This is a genomic window from Frankia sp. R43 (assembly GCF_001306465.1).
GTDB lineage: Bacteria > Actinomycetota > Actinomycetes > Frankiales > Frankiaceae > Parafrankia > Parafrankia irregularis.
On the sequence record NZ_LFCW01000004.1, the window covers coordinates 898130 to 919044 of the forward strand.

Annotated in this window: 15 protein-coding genes; 3 read left to right on the top strand and 12 right to left on the bottom strand. The window is 66.1% G+C overall.

Translation table 11 applies throughout. The features are described from left to right. Positions 1–74: 74 nt before the first annotated feature. From ACG83_RS20955 to ACG83_RS20970, 4 genes are all read right to left on the bottom strand, one after another. Positions 75–1196 carry a hypothetical protein gene (locus ACG83_RS20955; protein ID WP_054567850.1) on the bottom strand — a complete coding sequence of 374 codons (1122 nt, stop codon included), beginning with the start codon at positions 1194–1196 and terminating at the stop codon, positions 75–77. Between the two features lie 114 nt (positions 1197–1310). Further along, positions 1311–2912 carry a class I adenylate-forming enzyme family protein gene (locus ACG83_RS20960; RefSeq protein ID WP_054567851.1) on the bottom strand — a complete coding sequence of 534 codons (1602 nt, stop codon included), beginning with the start codon at positions 2910–2912 and terminating at the stop codon, positions 1311–1313. Between the two features lie 212 nt (positions 2913–3124). After that, complete coding sequence (locus ACG83_RS20965; RefSeq protein ID WP_054567852.1) at positions 3125–3874, bottom strand: N-acyl homoserine lactonase family protein; 750 nt, start codon at positions 3872–3874, stop codon at positions 3125–3127. Beyond that, complete coding sequence (locus tag ACG83_RS20970) at positions 3871–5253, bottom strand: MFS transporter (RefSeq protein WP_235498057.1); 1383 nt, start codon at positions 5251–5253, stop codon at positions 3871–3873. Before ACG83_RS20970 ends, ACG83_RS20965 begins: the two co-directional genes overlap by 4 nt. A gap of 883 nt (positions 5254–6136) precedes the next feature. Between ACG83_RS20970 and ACG83_RS20975 the strand changes: the two genes are divergently transcribed. Then, complete coding sequence (locus ACG83_RS20975) at positions 6137–7318, top strand: MaoC family dehydratase N-terminal domain-containing protein (RefSeq protein WP_054567988.1); 1182 nt, start codon at positions 6137–6139, stop codon at positions 7316–7318. A 309-nt stretch (positions 7319–7627) separates the two neighbouring features. Further along, positions 7628–8677, top strand: a complete 1050-nt coding sequence (locus tag ACG83_RS20980; RefSeq protein WP_054567853.1) for an AbrB family transcriptional regulator — start codon at positions 7628–7630, stop codon at positions 8675–8677. 21 nt (positions 8678–8698) lie between these two features. On the opposite strand, the gene ACG83_RS20985 is transcribed toward ACG83_RS20980, so the two are convergent. The 3 genes from ACG83_RS20985 to ACG83_RS20995 all read right to left on the bottom strand — a co-directional run bounded on the left by ACG83_RS20985 (position 8699) and on the right by ACG83_RS20995 (position 11332). Then, the gene (locus tag ACG83_RS20985; protein WP_200931348.1) at positions 8699–9415 is read right to left on the bottom strand and encodes a flavodoxin; all 717 of its coding nucleotides are present in this window, start codon (positions 9413–9415) and stop codon (positions 8699–8701) included. After that, entirely contained in the window at positions 9408–10295 is an 888-nt protein-coding gene (locus tag ACG83_RS20990) for an aldo/keto reductase (RefSeq protein ID WP_054567854.1), read from the bottom strand. The genes ACG83_RS20985 and ACG83_RS20990 overlap by 8 nt, the downstream gene beginning before the upstream one ends. 98 nt (positions 10296–10393) lie before the next feature. After that, positions 10394–11332: a helix-turn-helix transcriptional regulator gene (locus ACG83_RS20995; protein ID WP_083473414.1), complete on the bottom strand. Its 939-nt coding sequence runs from the start codon at positions 11330–11332 to the stop codon at positions 10394–10396. A gap of 315 nt (positions 11333–11647) precedes the next feature. On the opposite strand from ACG83_RS20995, the gene ACG83_RS21000 reads away from it, so the two are divergent. After that, positions 11648–12646, top strand: coding sequence for an aldo/keto reductase (locus ACG83_RS21000; RefSeq protein WP_054567855.1), 999 nt, complete (start codon positions 11648–11650; stop codon positions 12644–12646). 135 nt (positions 12647–12781) lie between these two features. Here the strand turns inward: ACG83_RS21000 and ACG83_RS21005 are convergent, their stop codons facing one another. The 5 genes from ACG83_RS21005 to ACG83_RS21020 all read right to left on the bottom strand — a co-directional run bounded on the left by ACG83_RS21005 (position 12782) and on the right by ACG83_RS21020 (position 20643). Next, the gene (locus ACG83_RS21005; RefSeq protein ID WP_235498058.1) at positions 12782–13768 is read right to left on the bottom strand and encodes an IS3 family transposase; all 987 of its coding nucleotides are present in this window, start codon (positions 13766–13768) and stop codon (positions 12782–12784) included. 44 nt (positions 13769–13812) lie between these two features. Beyond that, complete coding sequence (locus ACG83_RS45815; protein ID WP_162604158.1) at positions 13813–14241, bottom strand: transposase; 429 nt, start codon at positions 14239–14241, stop codon at positions 13813–13815. 549 nt (positions 14242–14790) lie between these two features. Beyond that, on the bottom strand, positions 14791–15141 hold the full coding sequence (locus tag ACG83_RS45460) for a hypothetical protein (protein ID WP_161934780.1): 351 nt from the start codon (positions 15139–15141) through the stop codon (positions 14791–14793). Positions 15142–15727: 586 nt separating this feature from the next. Further along, positions 15728–16333 (bottom strand): hypothetical protein, encoded by a 606-nt coding sequence (locus ACG83_RS44345; RefSeq protein ID WP_152991460.1) that lies wholly within the window; start codon positions 16331–16333, stop codon positions 15728–15730. A 590-nt stretch (positions 16334–16923) separates the two neighbouring features. After that, positions 16924–20643 carry an RHS repeat protein gene (locus ACG83_RS21020; protein ID WP_304438438.1) on the bottom strand — a complete coding sequence of 1240 codons (3720 nt, stop codon included), beginning with the start codon at positions 20641–20643 and terminating at the stop codon, positions 16924–16926. Positions 20644–20915: the final 272 nt, after the last annotated feature.

Below are 20915 nucleotides of genomic sequence, written 5' to 3' on the forward strand. Positions count from 1 at the left end.
CGCACCGGCAACGATCGTGCAGTCCCCCGCCCCCCGCGGATCTCGGGTGGGACTGCCCGGCCGTCGTGGTGCGGCTAGGACGTCGCCGTGCCGGCAGGGCGCCACGTCTCGCCGGGATGGCGTGGGTGGCGGTAAGCGTGGGTCGCCTGGAACGGGGCGGCGTCGTCGGACCAGTCACGGCGCACCACGGCCCAGCGTTGGATGAGATCGTCCTCGTGGGGGTAGTCGAAACGGTCCCCGAGCCGCGACTCCTCCGGTCCGCCGGGCACGGGCTGATTTTCCACCAGCCAGTCGACCGTCGTCCCGAGGGCGTCGGCCGCCGAGGTGGTGTCGGTATAGCCCAGCTCGGCCCGGATGCGGCCGTTGCCGCGCAGGCGATGGTCGGGCCCGTGACGCCAGTAAGGATGGCACGGGGTCGCCAGCGCATACGGCAGATCGACCAGTTCCACCTCCGTCCCGAGGCGGGCGGCGACGAACTCGATGCGCTGGCGCATCGAGAACACGTTGTCGTCGGTGACGACGAACTTCCGCCCCGACGCGGCCGCCGGGCGATCCACCGCCAGCAGCACGGCATGCACCGCGTGCGCGGTGTGCAGACGGCTCTCCAGGCGAACACCGCCATCCGCGATGATGATGCGCCGCCTGCCCTCGAGGATCCGCCGCACAATGCACCATTCATGGGGCGCAACCTGCCGCGGGCCGTAGACAACCGGATAGGCCAGCAGGGTCGCCGCGAACGCGCCCGCATCGTGGCCGTCGAACAGGGCCTGCTCAGCGGCGGCCATACGCACCGCGAGCGTACCCCGCGCCGGGTCCCGTTCCAGGTGCTCGACGTCCTCAGAAGGCAGCGCGGGTATGCCCAGCGGCCCCCAGCGCGGGTCGGCGGCGTACGCGAGGGACCCGTGTGCTCCCCCGATGGCAATGAGCTGGCTCGTTCGGCGGGCCAGCACCTCGGTGGTGACCGCGAGCCGGCCGTACTGGGCCACCACGAGGTCGAACTCGGCCCGGCCCAGACCGGCGGAGAGAGTCTCCATCCAGTGCGGATCGCAGTGGATGTGCCGAACCTCCGCGGGCAGGGGCACCTCGTGCTGACCACCGTGCAGGATGGTGACGTCGAATCCGCGTTCCAGCAGCCCCTGCACCACCCCCGGTCCGGTCGGGCCGGTGCCACCGATCACGAGCGCTGAACGCGGCATTCCGTCTTCTCACTCCCGGTAGTGCCGCGCGTCACCGCGCAGCACGGCGTGTGGCGTGGCGTCCTCGGCGGGACCGCCGCCTGCCGAGGACCGCGTCTTTCGGTTTCGTCCCGCCTACCGGGCGGCCGAGATCCGTGCGGCGGTCTGCGCCGAGAGCTGCGTCGAGAGCGCTTTCTTGTCGATCTTCTCCGAACCGAGCACTGGCAGCTCCTCGGTTTGGAAGCGCCACTGGCTCGGGATCGCGAACGAGGCCAGCTCCGCGCGCAGGATCGAGATGATGTACTCCTCGAGGTCCGGCCGGAGGGCCGTGGCCTCATCGACCACCACAACGGCGGCGACTTCCTCCCCCAGGTCAGGGTGTGCCACTCCGACCACCGCCGCGTCAAGAACGCCAGGGACGCCCACGAGGGCGCGCTCAACCGACAGCGGCGCGATGTTCTCGCCGCCGCGCAGGATCAGATCCTTGCTGCGGCCGGTGACCCAGAGATAGCCGTCCTCGTCGAGGTGGCCCAGATCGCCGGTGTGCAGCCATCCATCGGCGTCGATGGGGCTGGACTGCTCTCCGTAGTAGCCAAGCATCTGTGATGCAGCGCGCAGCAGCACCTCGCCCGTCCCGTCCGCGGACGGGTTGCCGAAGGCGATCTCGACGGTGGGCAGTGGCAGGCCGCAGCAGCCCGGCCGGTCTCGGGTGTCACGCCCGCTGGCCGCGGTGGCCTGCCCGCCGTTCTCAGTAAGGCCGTAGCCGGTGGCGACCCGCGCCTGGACGGACGGCAGTTCGTCGCGGATCCGCTGGTACAGGCTGGGATGCGCGGGCGCGCCGCCCAGTGTCAGCGACCGGAGACTGCTCAGATCCACCGGGCGCTGTGCCTGGGCGTCAAGCAGCCGGCTGACCATGGTGGGCACGGCGCTCCAACGGGTGACGCGGTGCTCCTCGATAAGCGCCATCGCCTGGAACGGGTCGTACTTGCCCTCCGGGAACACCAGGGTCTCGCCGACCACGACGCCACGCACGAGAGTCTGCACGCCGCCGATGTGGAACAACGGCCCGGTGTGCAGGGCGACGCTGGACGGGGCACCCTCCAGCTCCTGCGGCAGCCTTCTGGTGATGCGCAGCAGACCGTGCAGTCCGGAGATGATCGAGCGGTGAGAGAGGACGACCGCCTTGGGGAAGCCGGTGCTGCCGGAGGTGAAGAGGATAAGAGCTGGCTCGTTCTCGTCGTCGCTCTCGACCCGCGCGGGCAGCGGCCCCTCTGCTACATCGGCAGTCGGCCACGGCGCCACGGGGCTACCCGCGGGCACCTTTCCGGCCAAGCGGCGGTCGACGAGCACGGCGGCGGGTGTGAGCAACTCGAAGGCGTGCTCCATCTCCCGGGTGCTCCACCAGGCGTTGACCAGGACCGGGACAGCCCCGAGCCACCAGCTGGCCCAGAGGTTGACCACCCAGTCCGCGCTGTTCCAGCCCAGTAGCGCGACCCGGTCTCCCCGGCCGACTCCGTGCTGCGCGAGCTGCGCAGCCTTGAGTCGCGCCGCCTTCCCGAGATCGCCGTGGTCGAGCCGCGCATCGCCCTGGATGATGTGCGCCCTGCCGGTCCAGCGCTCGGCCTGTTCCAGCAGGGAGTCCAAGCGTCGTGCTCGCGGCTCGTACATACGGTACGAAAAACCGCCCACCTGCTCGTCCGCGACATCGCGCCCCCATGACGGGATCACGTTGCTCATCGACGCACCCTCTCTCCACCCTGCCGCGGGCCATGCGATCGGCATGCCGGCGGTAGTCGTCCTGATGTCCCTGCGGATTCATGTCTCTGCGGGCCGTTCGGCATCAGCGGCCGGGTACCGTCAGGTGATCTTCACAACGCACTCCGAGTACACGGTGGGCATGGCGTGCGAGCCGCTGAGCCCATCGGCGATCAGAGGCTTGCGGGTCGCGGTCAGCTGAAGACCCTCCGCTCGACCACGAGCGGGTCGTGACTCGGGATCACCTCGCAGCCCAGGTTCTCGATTCGCCGTAGGCTCTCCTCGTAGGCGACGAGGTCGGTGAAAAAGCCGGACGGAATGCGGTCGGCCTCGGCGTCGCCTTCCCAGTTCTCGTACAGATCGACGCAGTCACCCGCGAGGAGGTATCGGCGCGATCCGGCTTCGACCAGGACCCCCTGCGAGCCAGGCGTGTGCCCGGGCAGGGAGACCACCGACACTCCTGGAGCCACCTCGGCGTCCCCATCGAGCGCGTCAATCCGGTCCTCGGCCCGCAACCACGCCGCGGTCAGGTCCGGCAGGTCCTCGAACTGGCGGCGGTGCCACGCCACGGGCCTGCGGGCGAAGTCGATCTCGCGCTTCTGCAGGACGATCCGGGCGTTCGGAAACAGGTCGTTGTTCGAACAGTGATCCCAGTGCAGGTGAGTGTTGACGACAAGCCCCACCTCCCGCGGGTCGACACCCAGCGCGCGCAGCGCGGCTTCCGGTTGTTCCTCGGGGGTCTGCTCCATCCTGATGCGGTGGTGTTCCCAGGCGCGGCTGAGGTCGGCGCCGGTGTCGACGACCACGGGGAAGCGGCCGCCCTCGATCACGAACATGATCAACGGGATGTCGAGGGTCTCGCCCCACCCCCGCAGGTAGGTGAACGAGGGCTTGTGCAGCCCGAAAACGCGACCGACAGAGACCGCAGTGATCTTCAGCGTCACGATGTCACCTCCGTCGGCCCGGGAGTCTCGGCAAGGTCACGATCGGAGGTCTCCCGCACCATCACTGTGCAGATGAGACCCACCAGGCAGTAGCCGGCCAAGAGCATTCCGAACACGAATCCGCCAGCGGAGTCGATGATGCTCGCAGCGACCAGGGGTGGGATGGCTCCGCCGAGGACGCCCGCCAGGCTGTAGGCGAGCCCCGCCGCGGTGTAGCGGTAGCTGGTGTGGAACAGCTCGGCCAGGAACGCACCGGCGACACCGAAACCGTGGCCTGCGATCAGGAAGGTCACGGCCATGCTGATCCAGAATGCGGTGAGCGTGCCCGTGTCCAGTACGGGGAACAGTGCGAGCGCCCACGGGATTCCCAGGGTGTTGGCCACGAGCAGGACCCGCCGGCGTCCGAACCGGTCAGACAGGATCCCACCCGAGATGATCGCCAGGCCGTTGACGCAGTTGCCGACGATTCCGGCCAGGAGCACCTCGCGCCGGGTCAGATCCAGCGTCCCGGTCCCGTAGTTGGCGAGGTACGCGATCCCGATGTAGCCCAGGGAGAACGCCATCACCAGCGAGCCGGCACCGAGCAGGAGCTCCTTCCACTGGTTGACGACCGCCTCCCTGAACGGCAGCCTCCCGGGACCACGGCCGCGGTTCGTCTCGCTTGCGAAGACAGGGGTCTCCTCGATCCGCAACCGCACGTAGACGCCCACGCCGATCAGCAGGATGCTCAGCAGGAACGGGATGCGCCATCCCCAGTCGACGAAGGTCTCGTCGCTCATAAAGACAGCCGCGGCGAGGAACGTTGTCAGCGCGAGGATGTTGGCGATCGCACCGCCCAGGTTCGTGAACATGGCCCAGAAACCGCGGCGGTCCGGCGGTGAGTGCTCAGAGGTGAACAGCGCCGCACCCGCCCATTCACCGCCCGCGGCGAATCCCTGCGCGATGCGGAGCACCACGAGCGCGATGGGGGCCACCACGCCGATACTCGCCGCGGTGGGCAGCAGGCCGATCAGTACGGTCGCCACCCCCATCACCGACATCGTGGTGAGCAGAATCCGCTTCCGCCCGAGCCGGTCACCGAAGTGACCGAAGAAGATCGAGCCCAGGGGGCGGAACGCGAACGCGACACCGAGGGTCGCGAAGGACACGACAGTCCCGGAATGGTCACCGAGCACCGGGAAGAACGCGTCGGCGAACACCAGCGCGGCTGCGGTCGCGTAGATGCCGAAGTCATAGAACTCGATCACGGTGCCGATCAGGCTGGCTAAGGCGACCTTGCGCATCTTTCCGGGGTCGGAGTCGCCTTTCCCCGCGGTGACCGCACTGCCGTCTTCCGCGCCGGCCTCGGGACGAGGCCCGACGCCCGCCGGAGCCGGCACCGAAGGGTCCAGTCCGGATACATGATCTTTCCCACGGGTCGTCGGACGGCCCGGATGAACCCGAGCCAGCTGATTGGTCGTCGGCGCCTCTGTCGCCGCCGCTCGCACCGGACCGCCTAACTCGTGCATGAAGTCTCCTTGGGAGCTCGTCGTCGCGCGGCGGACGATCCGTCCGTCGTCGTTAACAGCCGACGTCGCCGGGGACCTGAGCGACGAACGGTGAAGGACCGTCCCCGGCGTGAACCGGGCGATCGTCAACCGGTCCGCGATCGTCAACCGGTCCGCGACCGGCTGACGGCAAGCGGCGAAGACTGTCACCGGCCTCCGCCGGGCTGCCTGGCGGGGCCGTCGGCGCCGCCTCCACATGCCATCGTCGTTCGTATATAAGAACTTGTATCTGCAATCGGGAACTGGTCGGCAAAATTAGCTCCGCCACCCACCAGCCGTCAATACCGACCCGGCACCCCTCCTGGGCGACAGCACCCACCCCTGGCCACGTTGACACCCCATCCACGTGGTGCAAGTATCCGCAATAGCGATCTATGGTTCATATTTAGGAACCAACTAGTGAGGGGCTGACGATGTCGATCGTCCAGGCCGGTGTCCACCCGCTCCCGCCGCGGCGCGCGGCAACCCGACCGTCCACTCCGATACCGGGATCACCTCTCTCGGGCCGAGCCGAGATGTCTCGCGCCGTCCCCCGACGGCGGCGCGCGGCGCCATGGCCCGACGGTCGTGCGCCGGGCCGCGCCCGATAAGCACTCACACGCGGCGATCAGGGCAGCACCGGGAGTCCACAGACATCGCGCCGAACACCCTGGAGCCCGGCCCCCGCAGCATCACGCCCGCACCCACGCTCCACACAGACATAGAGGGGATGCAGATGACGACGGCACATGAGGAGCAAACCGACGGCATCACGAGAGAACTGGCGCTCGGCAAGTTCACCGACGAGTTGCTGGAAGAGATGCGTGCGCTCATCGGCACACAGCTGCGCACCGAGGCCTGCGTCAACAACGAGTACGCGACCCGGCTGGCGATCCTGCGCTTCGCCGAAGGAATCGGCGACGACAACCCACTGTGGACGGATGCCGACTACGCGGCGCGCACCAGCCACGGCGGCATCATCGCGCCTCCCAGCTTCATCTTCGCCTGCCTCGGTTCCGTCCAGGTGGGGTGGCGCGGCCTGGGCGGGTTCCATGCCGAGACGACCATGACCTTCAACCGGCCGATCCGGCTGGACGACAAGATCGCGGCGACGGTCGTGTTCGACGGATTCGACGGGCCGACCGAGAGCAACTTCGGGGGCCGCCGGATCAAGGACTATCTGCGCCAGGAATACCGCAACCAGAACGGAGAGTTGGTTGCAACGTTCATCTGTTCCCGGATGCGTTTCGAACGCAGCGAGATGCAGAAGCGGCGCGAGTCCCGCAAGATCGAGCTACCTCACCCGTGGACCGACAACGAGCTCGCCGTGATCGAGGAGAACGTTCTTGCCGAGCGACCCAGGGGCGCGGTTCCGCGCTACTGGGATGACGTCGCCGTCGGCGAGGAGATCGACGTCATCACGAAGGGTCCGATCGGCCTGACCGACTTCATCGCTTACATTGCCGCGGGTGCCGCCCCGATCCCCCGCGTCTCCGCCCACGGGGTGGCATTGCGGCGGTATCACAGGCATCCGAAGTGGGCCTTCCGCGACCCGAACACGCATGCGCTGGAGCCAGTCTATTCAGTACATTACAACGACTATGCGGCCCGCCTGCAGGGCGCCCAAATCGCATACGACGTCGGCATCCAGCGCACCTGCTGGCAGATCCACTCCCTGACCAACTGGATGGGCGACGACGGGGCCCTGAAGGCACTGCACGGGCAGTACCGCAGCCACGTGTACCTGTCGGACGTCGTGCGGCTCGGCGGACGCGTGGCGGCCAAGGAGGTCGACGCCGACGGCGACCACGTCGTACGGGTGGAGACGTGGGCGATCAACCAGCGCGATAAGAACGTCATGCCCGGATCCGCCGTCGTGGCGCTCCCCAGGCGGTTGGAGGCCCGGGCCGAACGCTGACACGCGGCCAGCATCGCGCCTACCGCGTCCCGCCGACGGCCGGCATCGCCCCACCACCGGCGGCGGGACCCGGCGACGGCTGGTGATCTTCACGACAACCTGGGCGATATTTCCGATGACGTTCCCGGACGAAAGGACACAGAACCGTGCGCAGTCCGGCGCCTGTCAACCCGTGTGCCACCAGCGCCAAACCGGGTGCGACTGACCTGGGCATCGTGATGGCCAGGATCTTTCCTTTATCCGCGCCGGCCCGCCCTGCAGGAAGAACCCCGACCGCCGCGATCAGCAGCGTGAAGTAGTGCCGAAACCGTGAAAAGGGAGATCACAAGAGGTTTATCCGGAACGGCCTTCCTCGTCATAGCCACGATACTCATGCACCTGGCGCACGCACCGTCCCCCTATCTTCTCGGTGGCCTGGTCGGTGGCGCGGCATTCTCACTCACCTTCCGCGCGCCGTGGACGTTTCCTGACCAGGCGCGATATCTGGGCATTGCACTGATCGGCGTCAGTGCGGGCGCCCTGATCGACTCCGACGTGATCAGGCGGATCGCCAGTCAGCCCTTCGAGGTGATTGGCGGGGTGGCCATCACGATCATCTTCACCATGATCACCGGTCTCGTGCTCGCGTTGTCACCGATGGTGAACCTCCCGACCGCGGTCTTCTCGTCGCTAGCCGGCGCCGCCTCCAGTGTCTCGGTCATCGCCAGGGAGCTGGATGCGGACGAAGCCATCGTCTCGGCCATCCAGTACGCCCGCGTGGTTCTGGTCGTGGTCTCACTGTCGATCGTCGCACCGGTTCTCGACCGCGCAGGCGGAAGGACTCCGACCGAATCCCTCTCCACCACCGGAGATCCCGGTCTATGGCAGAGCCTGGTGTTCACGGCGATCTGCGCGGGTGGAGGGCTGCTCCTCGCGCAGGTACTCGCCTTCAGCGGGTCACGGCTGGTGATCCCGATGCTGTTCGCGATGGCCGCCACGCTCGTGGTATCTGTCCCACTCGCGGTTCCCGGCCCGCTACTCGACTTCGGTTACAGCATCACCGGCCTCGCCGTCGGGTTCTCCTTCACACCGGCAACGGTTCGACTGTTGGTACGCCTGTTCCCGTTGGCGCTGCTGCAGCTCTTCACCAGCATCGGAGGATGCGCCCTGATCGGGATTGTGTTCGCCCGGGCGACGGACATCCCGGATCTCGCGGGCTACCTGGCGATGACGCCGGGCGGTCTGCCGGCGGTCGCCGCCGTCGCCGTCCAGTCCGGTGCCGAGGTCGGCCTGGTCATCACCATGCAACTGGTGCGGGTGTTCGCCGCGATCCTGAGCTCGTCGCTTATCGGCACCGTTCTCAAGCGCCGCGCGGGCTGACAGCAGCCGACGGCCGCCGGCCTAGACAAGGCCGGCGCGGACGAGCCAGGATGAGACCTGCTGGTCGGCGCCGGCGACAGTCTCGCCGAGCACGGCCAAGCCATCGCGGATGGTGGCGCCACGACAGGCACGGCCATAGTCCTCGGCCGCAGTGCCCAGGCCGCTGACGGCGTAGGTGACAACCGGATGAACGATCTTGCCGGTGAAGTCCAGCGCCTCGACGAACGTCCGCATGATCATCGGCGGACGTACGTTCCAGATGGGGCTGGCCAGCAGCACCACGTCATATGGGGCGAGCGATGGCAGCGCACCGGCGATCATCGGGCGGGCATCGGCGTCCTGCTCACGAACGTTGCGCGCGACCGTGGCTTCGTAGTCATACGGGTATGGGTCGACGGCCTCGATGCGGTGGACGTCGTAGCGGGTGCGAGCTGCGATGATGCGGGCCAGCACCTCGGTGTTACCGACGGCCAGGTCCCGGCGCCCACCGTAGTAGTAGTTCTCGCCGGCACGGGAGAAGTACGCCAGCAGCACCCTTCCCGCCCGTGCGGACGCGGCCGCCGCTGTCGTGCTCCCTGTCGCGGTGGCACCGGAGTCCGCGCGAGGCTCCAGATCGGACGCGGACATACACCCGCCGAGCGCCACGCCAGTGGAAGTCGCCAGCGCCGCGCTCAGCAGCGTCCTGCGGGTCGAGATCGCGTTGGTCGTCACGCCGGTCGCGGGCTGCCCGTCAGGCATCGGGAATGTCGCGGCCGAACGCCTCGATGGTGACGTCCTCGGGCGCTGGGCCGCCGCGCGCACCGGTGTTCAGAGCGTCGAGCGTGTCGAGCTGGCCCGGGGTGAGGTCGAAGTCGAACACGTCGAGGTTCTCGGCGATACGGGTGGGCCTGGTCGACTTCGGGATCACCGACCGGCCCTGCTGCAGGCCCCAGCGCAGCATGACCTGCGCGGGGGTCCTGCCATGCTCGGCGGCGATCGCGGCGATGGTCGGATCATCGAACGTGCTGTGCGCCCCCGTCCTGCCGCGGTAGGAGGTGATGCCGCCGATCGGTGACCACGCCTGGGTCAGAATGCCGTGCTTTGCATCGGCGGCCTGTACGTCGGGCTGGGTGAAATACGGGTGGATCTCGACCTGGTTGACCGCCGGCACGACCTCGGTCGCCCCCAGCAGTCGCGCGAGATGGTCGGGCATGAAGTTGCTGACGCCAATGGCGCGGACCTTGCCATCCGCCAACAGCTTCTCCAGCGCCTGGTAGGCGGCGATGGTCCGGTCAAACGCTGACGGCAGCGCCTGGTGGAGGATCAACAGGTCGATGACGTCGACACCGAGCTTGCCGGCGCTCTTGTCGAACGCGTGCAGCGTCTGTTCGTAGCCATAGTCAGAAATCCAGACCTTCGTCTCGACGAACACCTGGGACCGGTCAAGGCCGGACCCGGCGATGGCCTGCCCAACCTCGCGTTCGTTGCCGTATGAGGCCGCGGTGTCGATGTGCCGGTACCCGGTCTCCAGCGCTGCCCGGACCGCGGCGATGGTCTCCTGCGGAGGGGTCTGGAACACACCCAGACCGATGGCGGGCATCTCAACGCCGTTGTTGAGGGTAAACGTCGCGATGTTCATTAAGAGCCTCATTCTGCGGGTATGGCGCACGCCCATCCACGGGCAATGGGACGGCCGGGTTGGCCGTCCCATTGCCCGCCGCGGCGGCGCACATTTGTTCAGGGTTTCGCGGTGCGCGATCCCTCGTCTGCCTGGTCGACCTCAAGAGGCAGGGTGTTCCCGCCGGATGGGAGGTGGCCATCAGCCCAGCTAGCCAGGAACCGTAGCGCCTCTTGTGCCGGGGAGTCCGGCTCGGCCGTGTACACGTTCAGGTTCATGCCGACATCGCCGGGCAGCACCAGTACCTGGTAGGCAAGCTCGATCTCACCGACAATCGGATGGTGCATCTTCTTGGTGCCTGCCGTGTGGTGCCGCACGTTGTGCGATGCCCATCGAGTGCGGAACTCGTCGCTGCGGGTGGACAGCTCTCCGACGAGGTCCGACAGCGGCTTGTCGTAGGGATGGCGGCCAGCTTCGATCCGTAGGCTCGCGACGATGTCGTTGGCGGCTGTGTGCCAGTCCACAAAGAAGTCCCGTGCTCTCGGATTGAGAAACGTGAACCGTGCGACATTCGGCGGCCTGATCGTCTCTGCGTGGATTTCACTGTACAGTGCGCGGGCGAGTCTGTTGGAAGCGAGAATGTCGCGGCGCCCGTTGCGCACATCCGCCGGCGCGTCGGTGATCGCGTCGAGAACCTGCTGGATGCCGGCCGGCACACGCGTCCGTGCAGTGCCCGCCCGCGATCGCGTGGACGCAGTGACATTGGCCGCCCGCGCCAGGTCGGACAGGTGGTCGCGTTCAGCGTCGTCGAGATGCAGCGCGCCGGCAATGGCATTCAGCACGGACTCCGAAACCCCGACGAGGTTCCCCCGCTCCAGGCGGGTGTAGTAGGCGATGCTCACGCCAGCGAGGGCAGCGACCTCCTCCCGACGCAGGCCGGGCACGCGCCGGTTGTCTCCGAACGCGGCCAAGCCCGCCTGCTGCGGGGAGAGCCGAGCGCGGCGCGAGGTCAGGAACTCGCGCACCTCGCCTCGGCGGTCACCGGTGTTGGCTGCCATGGCTCCCACGGTAGGCCTGCGCTCGACGACATAGGAGTCACCGTTGGTACCCCTCACAGCCGTGTCTCCCACCCGCGCCGCGCGACCGGTTGTCTCATGACCTACGGCACCGTTGCCGCCACATCGCACCGCAGGAGCACCGATGCGCCCCACCACATCCGGTATCTGACTAGTCGTCCCTGAACATGCCGAAAGTCCGACCCACCGCCGTGAGCGGAGGGCACCGCCGGACCCGCAGCACCGGCGACGGACACGAAGCGCACTATCTCGCTCCTCCGGTCACCCGACATCGCCAACGCCAGCGAAAGGAAATTTATGAAGTACGCCAACCTCGGAGCCTCCGGGCTGCGGGTTAGTCGTGTCGCGCTCGGCTGCATGAGTTTCGGCAGGCCAGGTACGGGCCGCGATTGGGCATTGGATGCCGACGCCGCCAAGGCGGTGTTTCAACAGGCCGTCGAGCTCGGCATCACACTGTGGGACACCGCCAATATCTACAGTCAGGGGACCTCCGAGGAGATCACCGGTGAGGCCGTGAAGAAATACACCCGCCGCGACCAGGTCGTGATTGCGACGAAGCTGTTCGCGCCGATGGGTTCCGGGCCCGGCGGCCGCGGCCTTTCGCGTCGCGCCATCTTCGAACAGCTCGACGCGTCGCTGCGACGACTCGGGACCGATTGGATCGATCTGTACCAAATCCACCGGTTTGATCCCCACACCCCTGTCGAGGAAACCATGGAGGCCCTTCACGACGCCGTAAAGTCGGGCAAAGTGCGCTATCTTGGCGCCTCCTCGATGTGGGCCTGGCAGTTCTCGAAGCTGCAATACACCGCGCAACTGCACGGATGGACGAAGTTCATTTCCATGCAGGACCAGTACAACCTGGTCGCCCGCGAGGAAGAGCGCGAGATGTTCCCCCTATTGGCGGACCAAGGCGTCGGCAGCCTACCGTGGTCGCCACTCGCCGCCGGCCTGGTAACCCGACCCTGGGGCGACCTGAGCACGAACCGCGCAACGCTGAACCCAACGGCTGACGCGTCCGGCACCCCCTTGTTCCTCGACAGTGACCACGCCACGGTCGCCGCCGTTCAGCGCATCGCCGAGATACGAGAACTCTCGATGGCCCAGGTGGCGATGGCGTGGGTGCTGCGCAACCCCGTCGTGACCGCCCCGATAGTCGGAGCGACCCAACCCCACCATCTCGCCGACGCTGCCGCAGCGCTTGACGTCAATCTGGCAGACCACGAGATCGTCGCCTTGGAGGAAAACTACACGCCGCGCAGACCAACCTACTACGGCTCCGAATCAGGCTACTGAGCCGGTGATCGGAACCTTACGTAGGACGGCGCCGCCAACCGTCGGGTAGCCGGGGGGATCCCGCCCCCGGCTCCCACAGATCCCGGCGGCACGATCTCTCATCATCGGACTCTTGTCATCCTGTCCCGGTAGGTGTCAAGTCAACTGAGACAGTTGATCGTTGGTCGGTTGGCTCGGAACTGGCTGGTTGATCCACACGGTTTCCGGTAGCCGGGGCGGTCGTGGCCTGCGAGCGAACCGCTCCGGATGCGCCGCGCGGGCACGGTCGAGGGTGGCCTGACGGTGGGCCTGGACCTGCTCGGCGGTGCCGAAGTGGACCGAGGCAGGGGTGTGGAACCCGATCCCGGAGTGACGGTGGTCGTGGTTGTAGGCGGTGAAGAACCCCTCACAGAAGGCCCGGGCATCGGCCAGCGACCCGAACCGGTCCGGGAAATCGTAGCTGTACTTGAGAGTCTTGAACTGCGCCTCGGAATAGGGATTATCGTTCGAGGTCCCTGGCCGGGAATGCGACCGGTGCACTCCCAGATCGACGAGGAGTTCGGATACCTGTTTGGAGACCATCGCCCCACCACGGTCGGCGTGAATCGTCCGGGGTGCGGCCCCGTTCCGAGCGATGGCACCGGCAAGGAAATCCTTCGCGACCACCGCGTCCTCGGCGGCGGCGACAAGCCAGCCGGTCACATACCGGGAGTAGATGTCGAGGATGACATACAGCTTGTACCAGACGCCTTTGGTCGGTCCTTTCAACGCGGTGATGTCCCACGTCCAGATCTCTTCCGGCCCGGTCGCGGCCAGCTCCGGACGGACCCGGGGCGGATGGGTCGCCTGCGCCCGGCGTTCCCGGGTCTGCCCGGCGGCGCGGGCGATCCGGTACATCGTCGACAGCGAGCACCAGTACCGGCCGGCGTCCAGCTCCCGGGCCCAGACCTGCGGGATCGCCAGATCCTGGTACTCCGCCTGGGCCAGCACCGCCAGCACCTGGGCGCGTTCGGTGTCGCTCAGCGCCGCTGGCGGGGGCTTCCTCGCCGGCCACGGGCCGTGCAGCCGGCCACCGGGAGCGGCATGACGGTAATGCGTCGCCCTCGACCGGCCTGTATACGCACACGCCCGTTTCACCGGCACTCTCGCGGCGCGCAGCTCATCGAAAGCACCGTTCAGAACCTGGTCTACGACCGCTCGGTGTCCGCGCTCTCGGAGATCTGTTCCAAGAGCACGCGCGCTTTTCCCATGATATCCAGCGCGGTCTCGGTCGTCGCGAGTCGCACTTTCAGCCGCTCGTTCTCCCGGCGTAGCTTCTCCAACTCGATCTGCTCCGCCGACTTCCCCGGCTTCTTCTCCGGAGCACGAGCCACAGCACCCGATCCACCCAACGCTCCCGCTTCCCGGGCCCGGGTCCACTCCACGACATGCGAGGAGAACAAACCCTCCCGACGCAGGATCGCACCTTTCTCTCCGTGCGGTGCGTTCTCGTATTCGGCGATGATCCGCAGCTTGTACGCCGTGCTGAACACCCGCCGCGACGGACGCGGTGCCGGATCACGCCGCGACGGCGAGGACCCGCCCGGACGCACCTGTGACTCTGATTCCACGAACACGAGGATCTCCGATCACGCCCCCTGTAGCCAACCCGCACCCAGCGGGTGTCTCACCCGAGACTGACACAGAGGGCTTCGGCCTGATCCTTGGGAAGACCCCCGCGTACGCGGGGACGACACGGACCCGGGGGTGGGCTACCCCGTCGGCTGGGGAAGACCCCCGCATGCGCGGGGACGACCGCAGATCGAGCGTCGAGAGGTCCCAGTCCGGGGGAATACCCCCGCGTGGCTTTGTAAGTGGCAACGGGATCTGGCGCAGATCTTGTGGGCTCCCAGCTCCATTGCTGATCATGTGGGCCGGCGGCGTGCTTGCGCAGCAGGTCGACGCCGACACTGCCGCACATCTGTCTTTTGATCATTTTGGCGTTTCTATGGGATCCGGGCTGTCAAGTGCCGCTGAGGGCCCGGCTGCTCGAATATGTGTTGGCCCGTCGGGTCGCAGGCCGGGACACTCAGCTGCTGTGGACCTGGGGATCTCTGGCTTCGAGCCGTCCTTCCTGGTCGGCATCGAGGCGGTTCGGCGGGCGCATGGTTCACGTCTGGCGATGCTCACTGGCCGGCCGTTGACGGGGTTTGCCGTGGTGCGTTTCGTCGAGGACGGAGAGTGGTTCGCCGACTGTCCGGTGGTGCCTCGACGACGCTATCGTCCGCTATCGGGCCCGGTTGTGGTGTCGCGGCGAAAACGGGGCCATCGGCCACCGACAAACTGGTTTCCGCCGGCGGCGGGTCGGCGAGCGCCGCCGCGAACCGCACACGGACGTCCTCACCGGCGATCCCGAGGTCCCGGTCGAGGATCTCCTGGGTCTCATCCCGCAGCCGGATCAGTTCACCGCGCCGCTCCCAGTTGGAGACGGAGGCAACGGCGACACCCAGGTGAGCTGCAAAGGAACGCACGCTCATCCGCCGCGCCTCGCGCAGAGCGCGTGTCTGCCGGCCCGACCACCTCGCCACCGCCACCACTCCAGGCGCCTCCTTCAGAGGACCGTCACGGCCGTCACCTCCCCCACCACATCACGTCCCGGGGCACATCGCAAAATCCGTATCCGCGCCGGGACTACCGAGCTGGCATCGATTTCGCCCGGGAGGTCTGACGGGTCGCTGGTCCGTCGGAACAGGCAATCCGCATCCGGTGCCGGATGGAATGTCACCCTGTATCTCCTACGGGCGTGTCGCGGCAAATGCCGCGACACGCTAGGCGAAACGGCCAGGATGCGCGAGTAGCGGACATGGCCCTCGAGGTAGCCGGCCGGTCCCGTCGATGTGGAGCCGCTGCCTCATCCGCCTCGATCTAGCCACCGCGCTGCGACCTCCGCACCCGCACCCACCACCAACGACGCCTCACCGAAGACAAAACTCCACGCGAGATCGTCCGTTGTCTCAAGCGCCACGTCGCCCGCGAGATCTACAATGCCATACCGGGTACCAGCCCAAGGGACGCTACGGCTGATCGACAACGCAGGGGCACCAACGCGGCACTAAGTAACGATCAAGAAAATCCAGGAACCGAGCCCTGCTTTATAGATCCATTGGCCGCGTCAACTATGATCTTTCTCTCCTGTAGATCCGATGAAGTGCCAAGGCAATGTATTTCGTCGTCGAAAATTTCAACGACGCGAAGATTGTCGAGTACTAGGCGACCCGAATTCCACAGTGGCCCCCATTTCCCTATTGCAACTATATCGGTGTAGTTCACCAGAAAAAGCAAACTGGCATCCGGACTCGGAAGCACCTGTATCACCTGATCCGAAGGGCTGACGGCTCCGACTTCGGGCTGCGTCGACTTGACAAGGTACGGGCAGCCACCGGCGATCACGCAGATCAAGTCTGATGCAGGGCATGCATAAATACCCGAAATCCCAGAATATCCGGAAGCGAACTTCCCGATCCAAGCACCACCGTCTGCGGATTCTACTCTGACGACGAGAGGGGCCGCTTCCGCGGAGGGTGAACTTTGTATCGCCACACGTGGATCATTGAATACGTGAACCGTTTCCGCCCATTCTCCCGTTCCGGGAAATTCAGGACTGATCTCCACTTCGTAATCATACCGAAATTCAAAAGAAAGAAATGAAGCGCGGTCACCACCGGCCACATACCCGTCAGCAGATATACACACAGGGCCTCCTCGTGGTATGCGAGAATCGCAGCCAGCCTCGCATCGATCGTGTGATACACGCTAGCGCAGCTTGGCTATCCTCGAGCCAGGTTTTCACATGTCGCACCAGGCGCTAGAAGGTGAGTCCCGGCTCGCCTACTAGGAACCTCCCTCACCCCCGGATTCCGATGCCGTGGTGCCACCTTCCGTGTTCATTACCTTGGGCATTGCTCGCGGCACGACGTTGGACGGCTGCAGCGTTGCCAACTAAAGACCTTACCGGTCTTTACTCGGCTCATCTCATCTGGCAGCTGCGACACAAAATCTACCGGGTCGGGCGCACCTTGTACATTAAGAAGCCTGCCTCGCGGGTGTGGCGACGACCTACCTCATGCCCACGAAACAGGCCTGGTTTCCAGGGAAACCAACCAATCGCCGGGACAGCTTGTAGTGCGTTAGCAGCACGCCGACCGCGCTGAGATCAGCCCCGGAGAGCGAGAGGCGCTGGGCTGGACAACACTGTCCAGCCCAGCATGAGAGTTAGATCAGGTCACCGACACAGCCCGGTTGGCGCAATGAATCTTCGGTCACTTGAAGAGGAAATGATAAATTTGCCTAGTCCGCACATTTGCTACTAGCTCATAGGTTCCCCGTCTATTATTGTGCGTTCCAGACATTTTCCACATAACCGACCCCGGGGACCCCTGAGGATCTCTCATAGGAGTCCCGCTAACTATCTGACGAAGAAGTTGAGCGGAATGCATATAGGGGCGAGTGTACCGGTGCCCCCAAGCGGTTTTAGTATATGTGTAACCGGTGATTCCACTGCGGATGGATCGCACATCCGCCGCAAAGGCCACCGCACTATAGGCACCTCTAACCGCAGAGACCCCACCTTTGGCGGCCGCGTAACCGCCGCGTGCAGCGGCCGGGACCGCCCGCACCGCCTTTGGTACGAAACTAGCTACTCGAGCCAAAGCCGCCCAACGGCCGTCAAGGTCCAGCATGTTATACGGATCTTGGTAGGCGTAGTCATACGGATTGGCGGAGCCGCCAAGAACCGGATCGACCGACGTGAACCGGCCCGTGTAGGGATTGTAGAGCCGGAGACCCATCAGGAGGAATCCCGAGACCGTGTCACGAGACCGATGCGGTCCGCCGAGCCAACCATAGGACGAGTACGCGGTAGAGGGATCGTAGGGTTGACCGAACTCCCACGTCTCCCGAAACGTGGTAGGTGCCGTCGCGGCGACGTCGTTATCGGCTTTCGCCACGACATCGCCGTGCAGGTTGGTGAGTTGCAGGGTCACCGTTCCACTGCTTTGCTGTATCGCTACCAGGTCATCCCCGACTCCGGTAATGTTGCGTGTCCAGGCTCCGCCGCTCTGCTCAACCCATGCAGGACTGTCACCACCGATGCCGGAATAGTGATTAGTCGACGTGCTAGCGCTCTGAGTCCAATTCCGGATGCGGCCTGCGGGGTCGAGGGTATAGGTGCGGGTGGTAGTGCCTTGTGCTTCGGAGGCGACCATGTCGTTGGCGTGGTAGCCGATGGTGAGAGCAGTTCCGCCGGCGTGGGCGGCAGGAACGGCGATGGTCCGGCCGAAAAGGTCGTAGGTGTACCCGGTGTCCGTGATGCGGTCAGCCTGGTCGTAGCTGTGACCGAGGCTGTAGGTGGGGGTGGTGGAGGTGCTACAGGCGGGGCCGGTGGGATTGGTGCCGGCATCAGGGTATGAGATGTGCTGGGTGCGGTTGTAGTCGGCGTCGTAGACGTAGCGGCGGGACGTGCACAGCAGGCTGCCGCTGTCGTTGCGGATGTCGCGGACGACTCCGAGTCGGCCGGCGGCGTCATAAAGGTGCTGGCGGGATCCACTAGGGGATTCAATGACGCGACCCTGGCCATTGATGTTGTCGATCTGGGTGAAGGTCAGCCAGGTGGACGCACCCTTAGTATAGGTGAGGGTGGTAGGGCTGCCTGTGTTGTTGTAGCGGGTGGTGGCGACGATGCCATTTGGATAGATCTGGGAGGTCAGCGCGCCGTCGCCGTTGTAGGTGGCGGTGAAAGTGGATGGGGCTGTGCCGGCGCCGATACCGAGGCTGGTTACGAGGCCGCGATGTTCAGTGGCGGTGTCATAGACGTAGGTGTAGCTGCCCTTGCCGTCGTTGGTCGAGACGACCTGGCCGTCGATATCGTAGGTACTGCTGGTGGTGTTGCTATCGGCATCGCTCTGGGAGGTGATCTGGCCCCAGGTGTCATAGCCGGTGGTCAGGGTGATGCTGTTGGCGGTGATGGTGATCGGCAAGCCGGTGCTAGTACTGTAGCCATAGGTGGTGGTAGAGACGGGGGTACCGCCGTTTACCTCTGGGCTGACGGCAATCGCCTCGGAGACCGATCGGCCGGCGGTGTCGTAGGTGTAGGTGGTGGTGCGGCTGGTCGTTCCGCCGGAGGTGACCGTCTCGGTCTTGGTGAGCGGTTCGTTGAGATTGTTATAGGTGAAAGTGGTGACTGGAAGTGCGGTTCCGGTGGTGGGTTGTGCCGCTGGTCCGATGGAGCAGGTCAGGCCGGCCCAGGAGGCGTTGACGCAGCCGCCAGTGCCAGTCGGGGTGAAGTAGGAGAAGACGGTGGTGAAGGCGTCGGTGCCACTGCTATTGGCCTTCGGTTGACGGACATCGAGTGGTTGACCGGCAGTGTTGTAGTAGGTGGTGCGGACGATATCAGGAGTGGCCCCACTGCCCATCCAGGTCGTAACCGTTGTCGGTTTGCGCAGAGCCCAGCCAGAGGTGGCGGCGTCAGCTCCTGTTTTGGCGGCATAGCCGTTGAATATTTTTCGGGCGTCGGCTTCGGCGCTGCCGGTGTATGCAGTGGTCGTGATTGTCGTCGGAAGCCGGTACGGCTCTGCGGAGGGCGGGGCGCCTTGGTCGTAGTCGGTGTGGACGTGCTGGCGGACCGAGGATCGGACACCGTCGTTGTTGATGTAGCGGTGTTTCGGTCCGTAGACGTCGATAGGAACGACGCCGTCCGCGGAGTAGGTGGTGTCCGTGTCCAACAGTTGGGCCCGGGCGGCGGAGTCGGTGAGCGCGGCGACAGTGGTGTCGGTGTCGGCAGTGGGAGTGAGGGCCTGGTTGCGGTTCTCCGCGGTCAGTTCACGGATGACGTTCCCGAATGTGTCGTGTTCGGTGGTGGTGACTTGCCAGGCACCGGCACCGTAGGTGGCGGCGTTGACCTGCTGGCCGTCGGTGTTCAGGTAGGTGATCCGTGCGTATGGCCAGTCGGCAGCCGAGGGTGGGCTTGAGGGAACACGGCTGGCCGGAAAGACGGCCGTGGCCCAAGCAGGCTGGTCATACTGTGCCCAGTCGTCGACGCGGCCCGGGGACATGTCGACCGGTGCTGAAGCGCCCGACAGCGGTACATCGTAGACGATCTTGATCGTGGCGGTGCCGGCGCCTGCGGGGCGGGGACGGGTGATTGTGGTGAGTCGGCCGTAGCCGTCGTAGTCGAAGCTCCAGGTTTCCTGGCCGGTGGGGACGAATCCTTGGATGCGGCCTTGGGCGTTGTACCAGTAGAGGGTGGCGAGGTGGTTGCCGCCGGGGGTGTCGAGGCGGGGGTCCCATGCTGCGCGGAGGTGGCCGGTGTTGTCGTAGCTGTAGCGGGAGACCTCGATGGGGGTGGCGCCGTTGAGTGCCATGGAGATTGTGGAGAGTTGGCCGGTGTAGCTGCCCCAGTCGGTGGAGCTGCCGCCTGCTCCGGTGGCTGTGGTAGTGGTGGCGTAGGTGAGGGTGAGGGCGCGGCAGCCGGCGCCGAGGGTGCCGGAGCAGTCGACGCCTTCGGGGACGGGCGCGAGGATGCGGGTGACGCGGCCCTGGGCGTCGGTGGTGAACGTGGAGGTGGTCGAGGAGCCGGGTTCCTCGACGCGGTCGACGACCCAGATGGTGGAGCCGGCGACGGTTTTGGCGTACCAGATGGTCTTGGTGCCGTCGGCGTCAGTCAGGGTGAACTTGGTGGCGGAGTCCTTGATGAGGGTGGAGCCGTCCGCGGCGGTTTCGGCGACGCCGGTGTAGTGGTAGGGATAGCCGCCGGTGCCGGAGCGGGTGTAGACGGCGGGGGAGCCTTCGGGTGAGGTGAGGCTGACGTAGCCCTCGGTGGCAGTGTTGTCGGTGAGGGTGCGGTCTGCCGCGCCGGTGTCGGGGCCGGGGATGTTCGAGGCCCAGCCCGGTCCGAAGATGCCGCTGGGGGCGGTGGTGGCCGCAGACGGGGTGAGGGTAGTCAGGGTGCGCCCGATGGTGAGGCTGCCGGTGTAGGTCGGCATGGAGACGTCGGTGGCGGACAGGGAGTAGTCGCCTGTGAGGAGAGCGACGGAGCCCGGGCCCACTTCGCTGGTCGCGTTGGTGTCACTGAACGCGTTGCGGGTGAACTGAATGGTGGTCGCGTCCGTGCAGGTGACGACCGCGGCGGTGGTGCGGAAGCAGGCCTCGATCTGGATGGGTCCGTCGGATCCGCCGCCGAGGGTGCCAGGGATGTTCCAGATCTGGTTGTCGAACGTGCCGGCGCCGTTGCGGGGTGCGGGCCAGGTCGGGTGGC

What these genes read in the sequence shown, in the direction of transcription:
- ACG83_RS20990 (WP_054567854.1), bottom strand. Translation starts at nt 10,295, where the DNA reads ATGAACATCGCGACGTTTACCCTCAACAACGGCGTTGAGATGCCCGCC.
- ACG83_RS21000 (WP_054567855.1), top strand. Translation starts at nt 11,648, where the DNA reads ATGAAGTACGCCAACCTCGGAGCCTCCGGGCTGCGGGTTAGTCGTGTC.
- ACG83_RS20995 (WP_083473414.1), bottom strand. Translation starts at nt 11,332, where the DNA reads ATGGCAGCCAACACCGGTGACCGCCGAGGCGAGGTGCGCGAGTTCCTG.
- ACG83_RS20955 (WP_054567850.1), bottom strand. Translation starts at nt 1,196, where the DNA reads ATGCCGCGTTCAGCGCTCGTGATCGGTGGCACCGGCCCGACCGGACCG.
- ACG83_RS21020 (WP_304438438.1), bottom strand. Translation starts at nt 20,643, where the DNA reads ATGCCGACCTACACCGGCAGCCTCACCATCGGGCGCACCCTGACTACC.
- ACG83_RS20975 (WP_054567988.1), top strand. Translation starts at nt 6,137, where the DNA reads ATGACGACGGCACATGAGGAGCAAACCGACGGCATCACGAGAGAACTG.
- ACG83_RS20985 (WP_200931348.1), bottom strand. Translation starts at nt 9,415, where the DNA reads ATGCCTGACGGGCAGCCCGCGACCGGCGTGACGACCAACGCGATCTCG.
- ACG83_RS20960 (WP_054567851.1), bottom strand. Translation starts at nt 2,912, where the DNA reads ATGAGCAACGTGATCCCGTCATGGGGGCGCGATGTCGCGGACGAGCAG.
- ACG83_RS45460 (WP_161934780.1), bottom strand. Translation starts at nt 15,141, where the DNA reads ATGAGCGTGCGTTCCTTTGCAGCTCACCTGGGTGTCGCCGTTGCCTCC.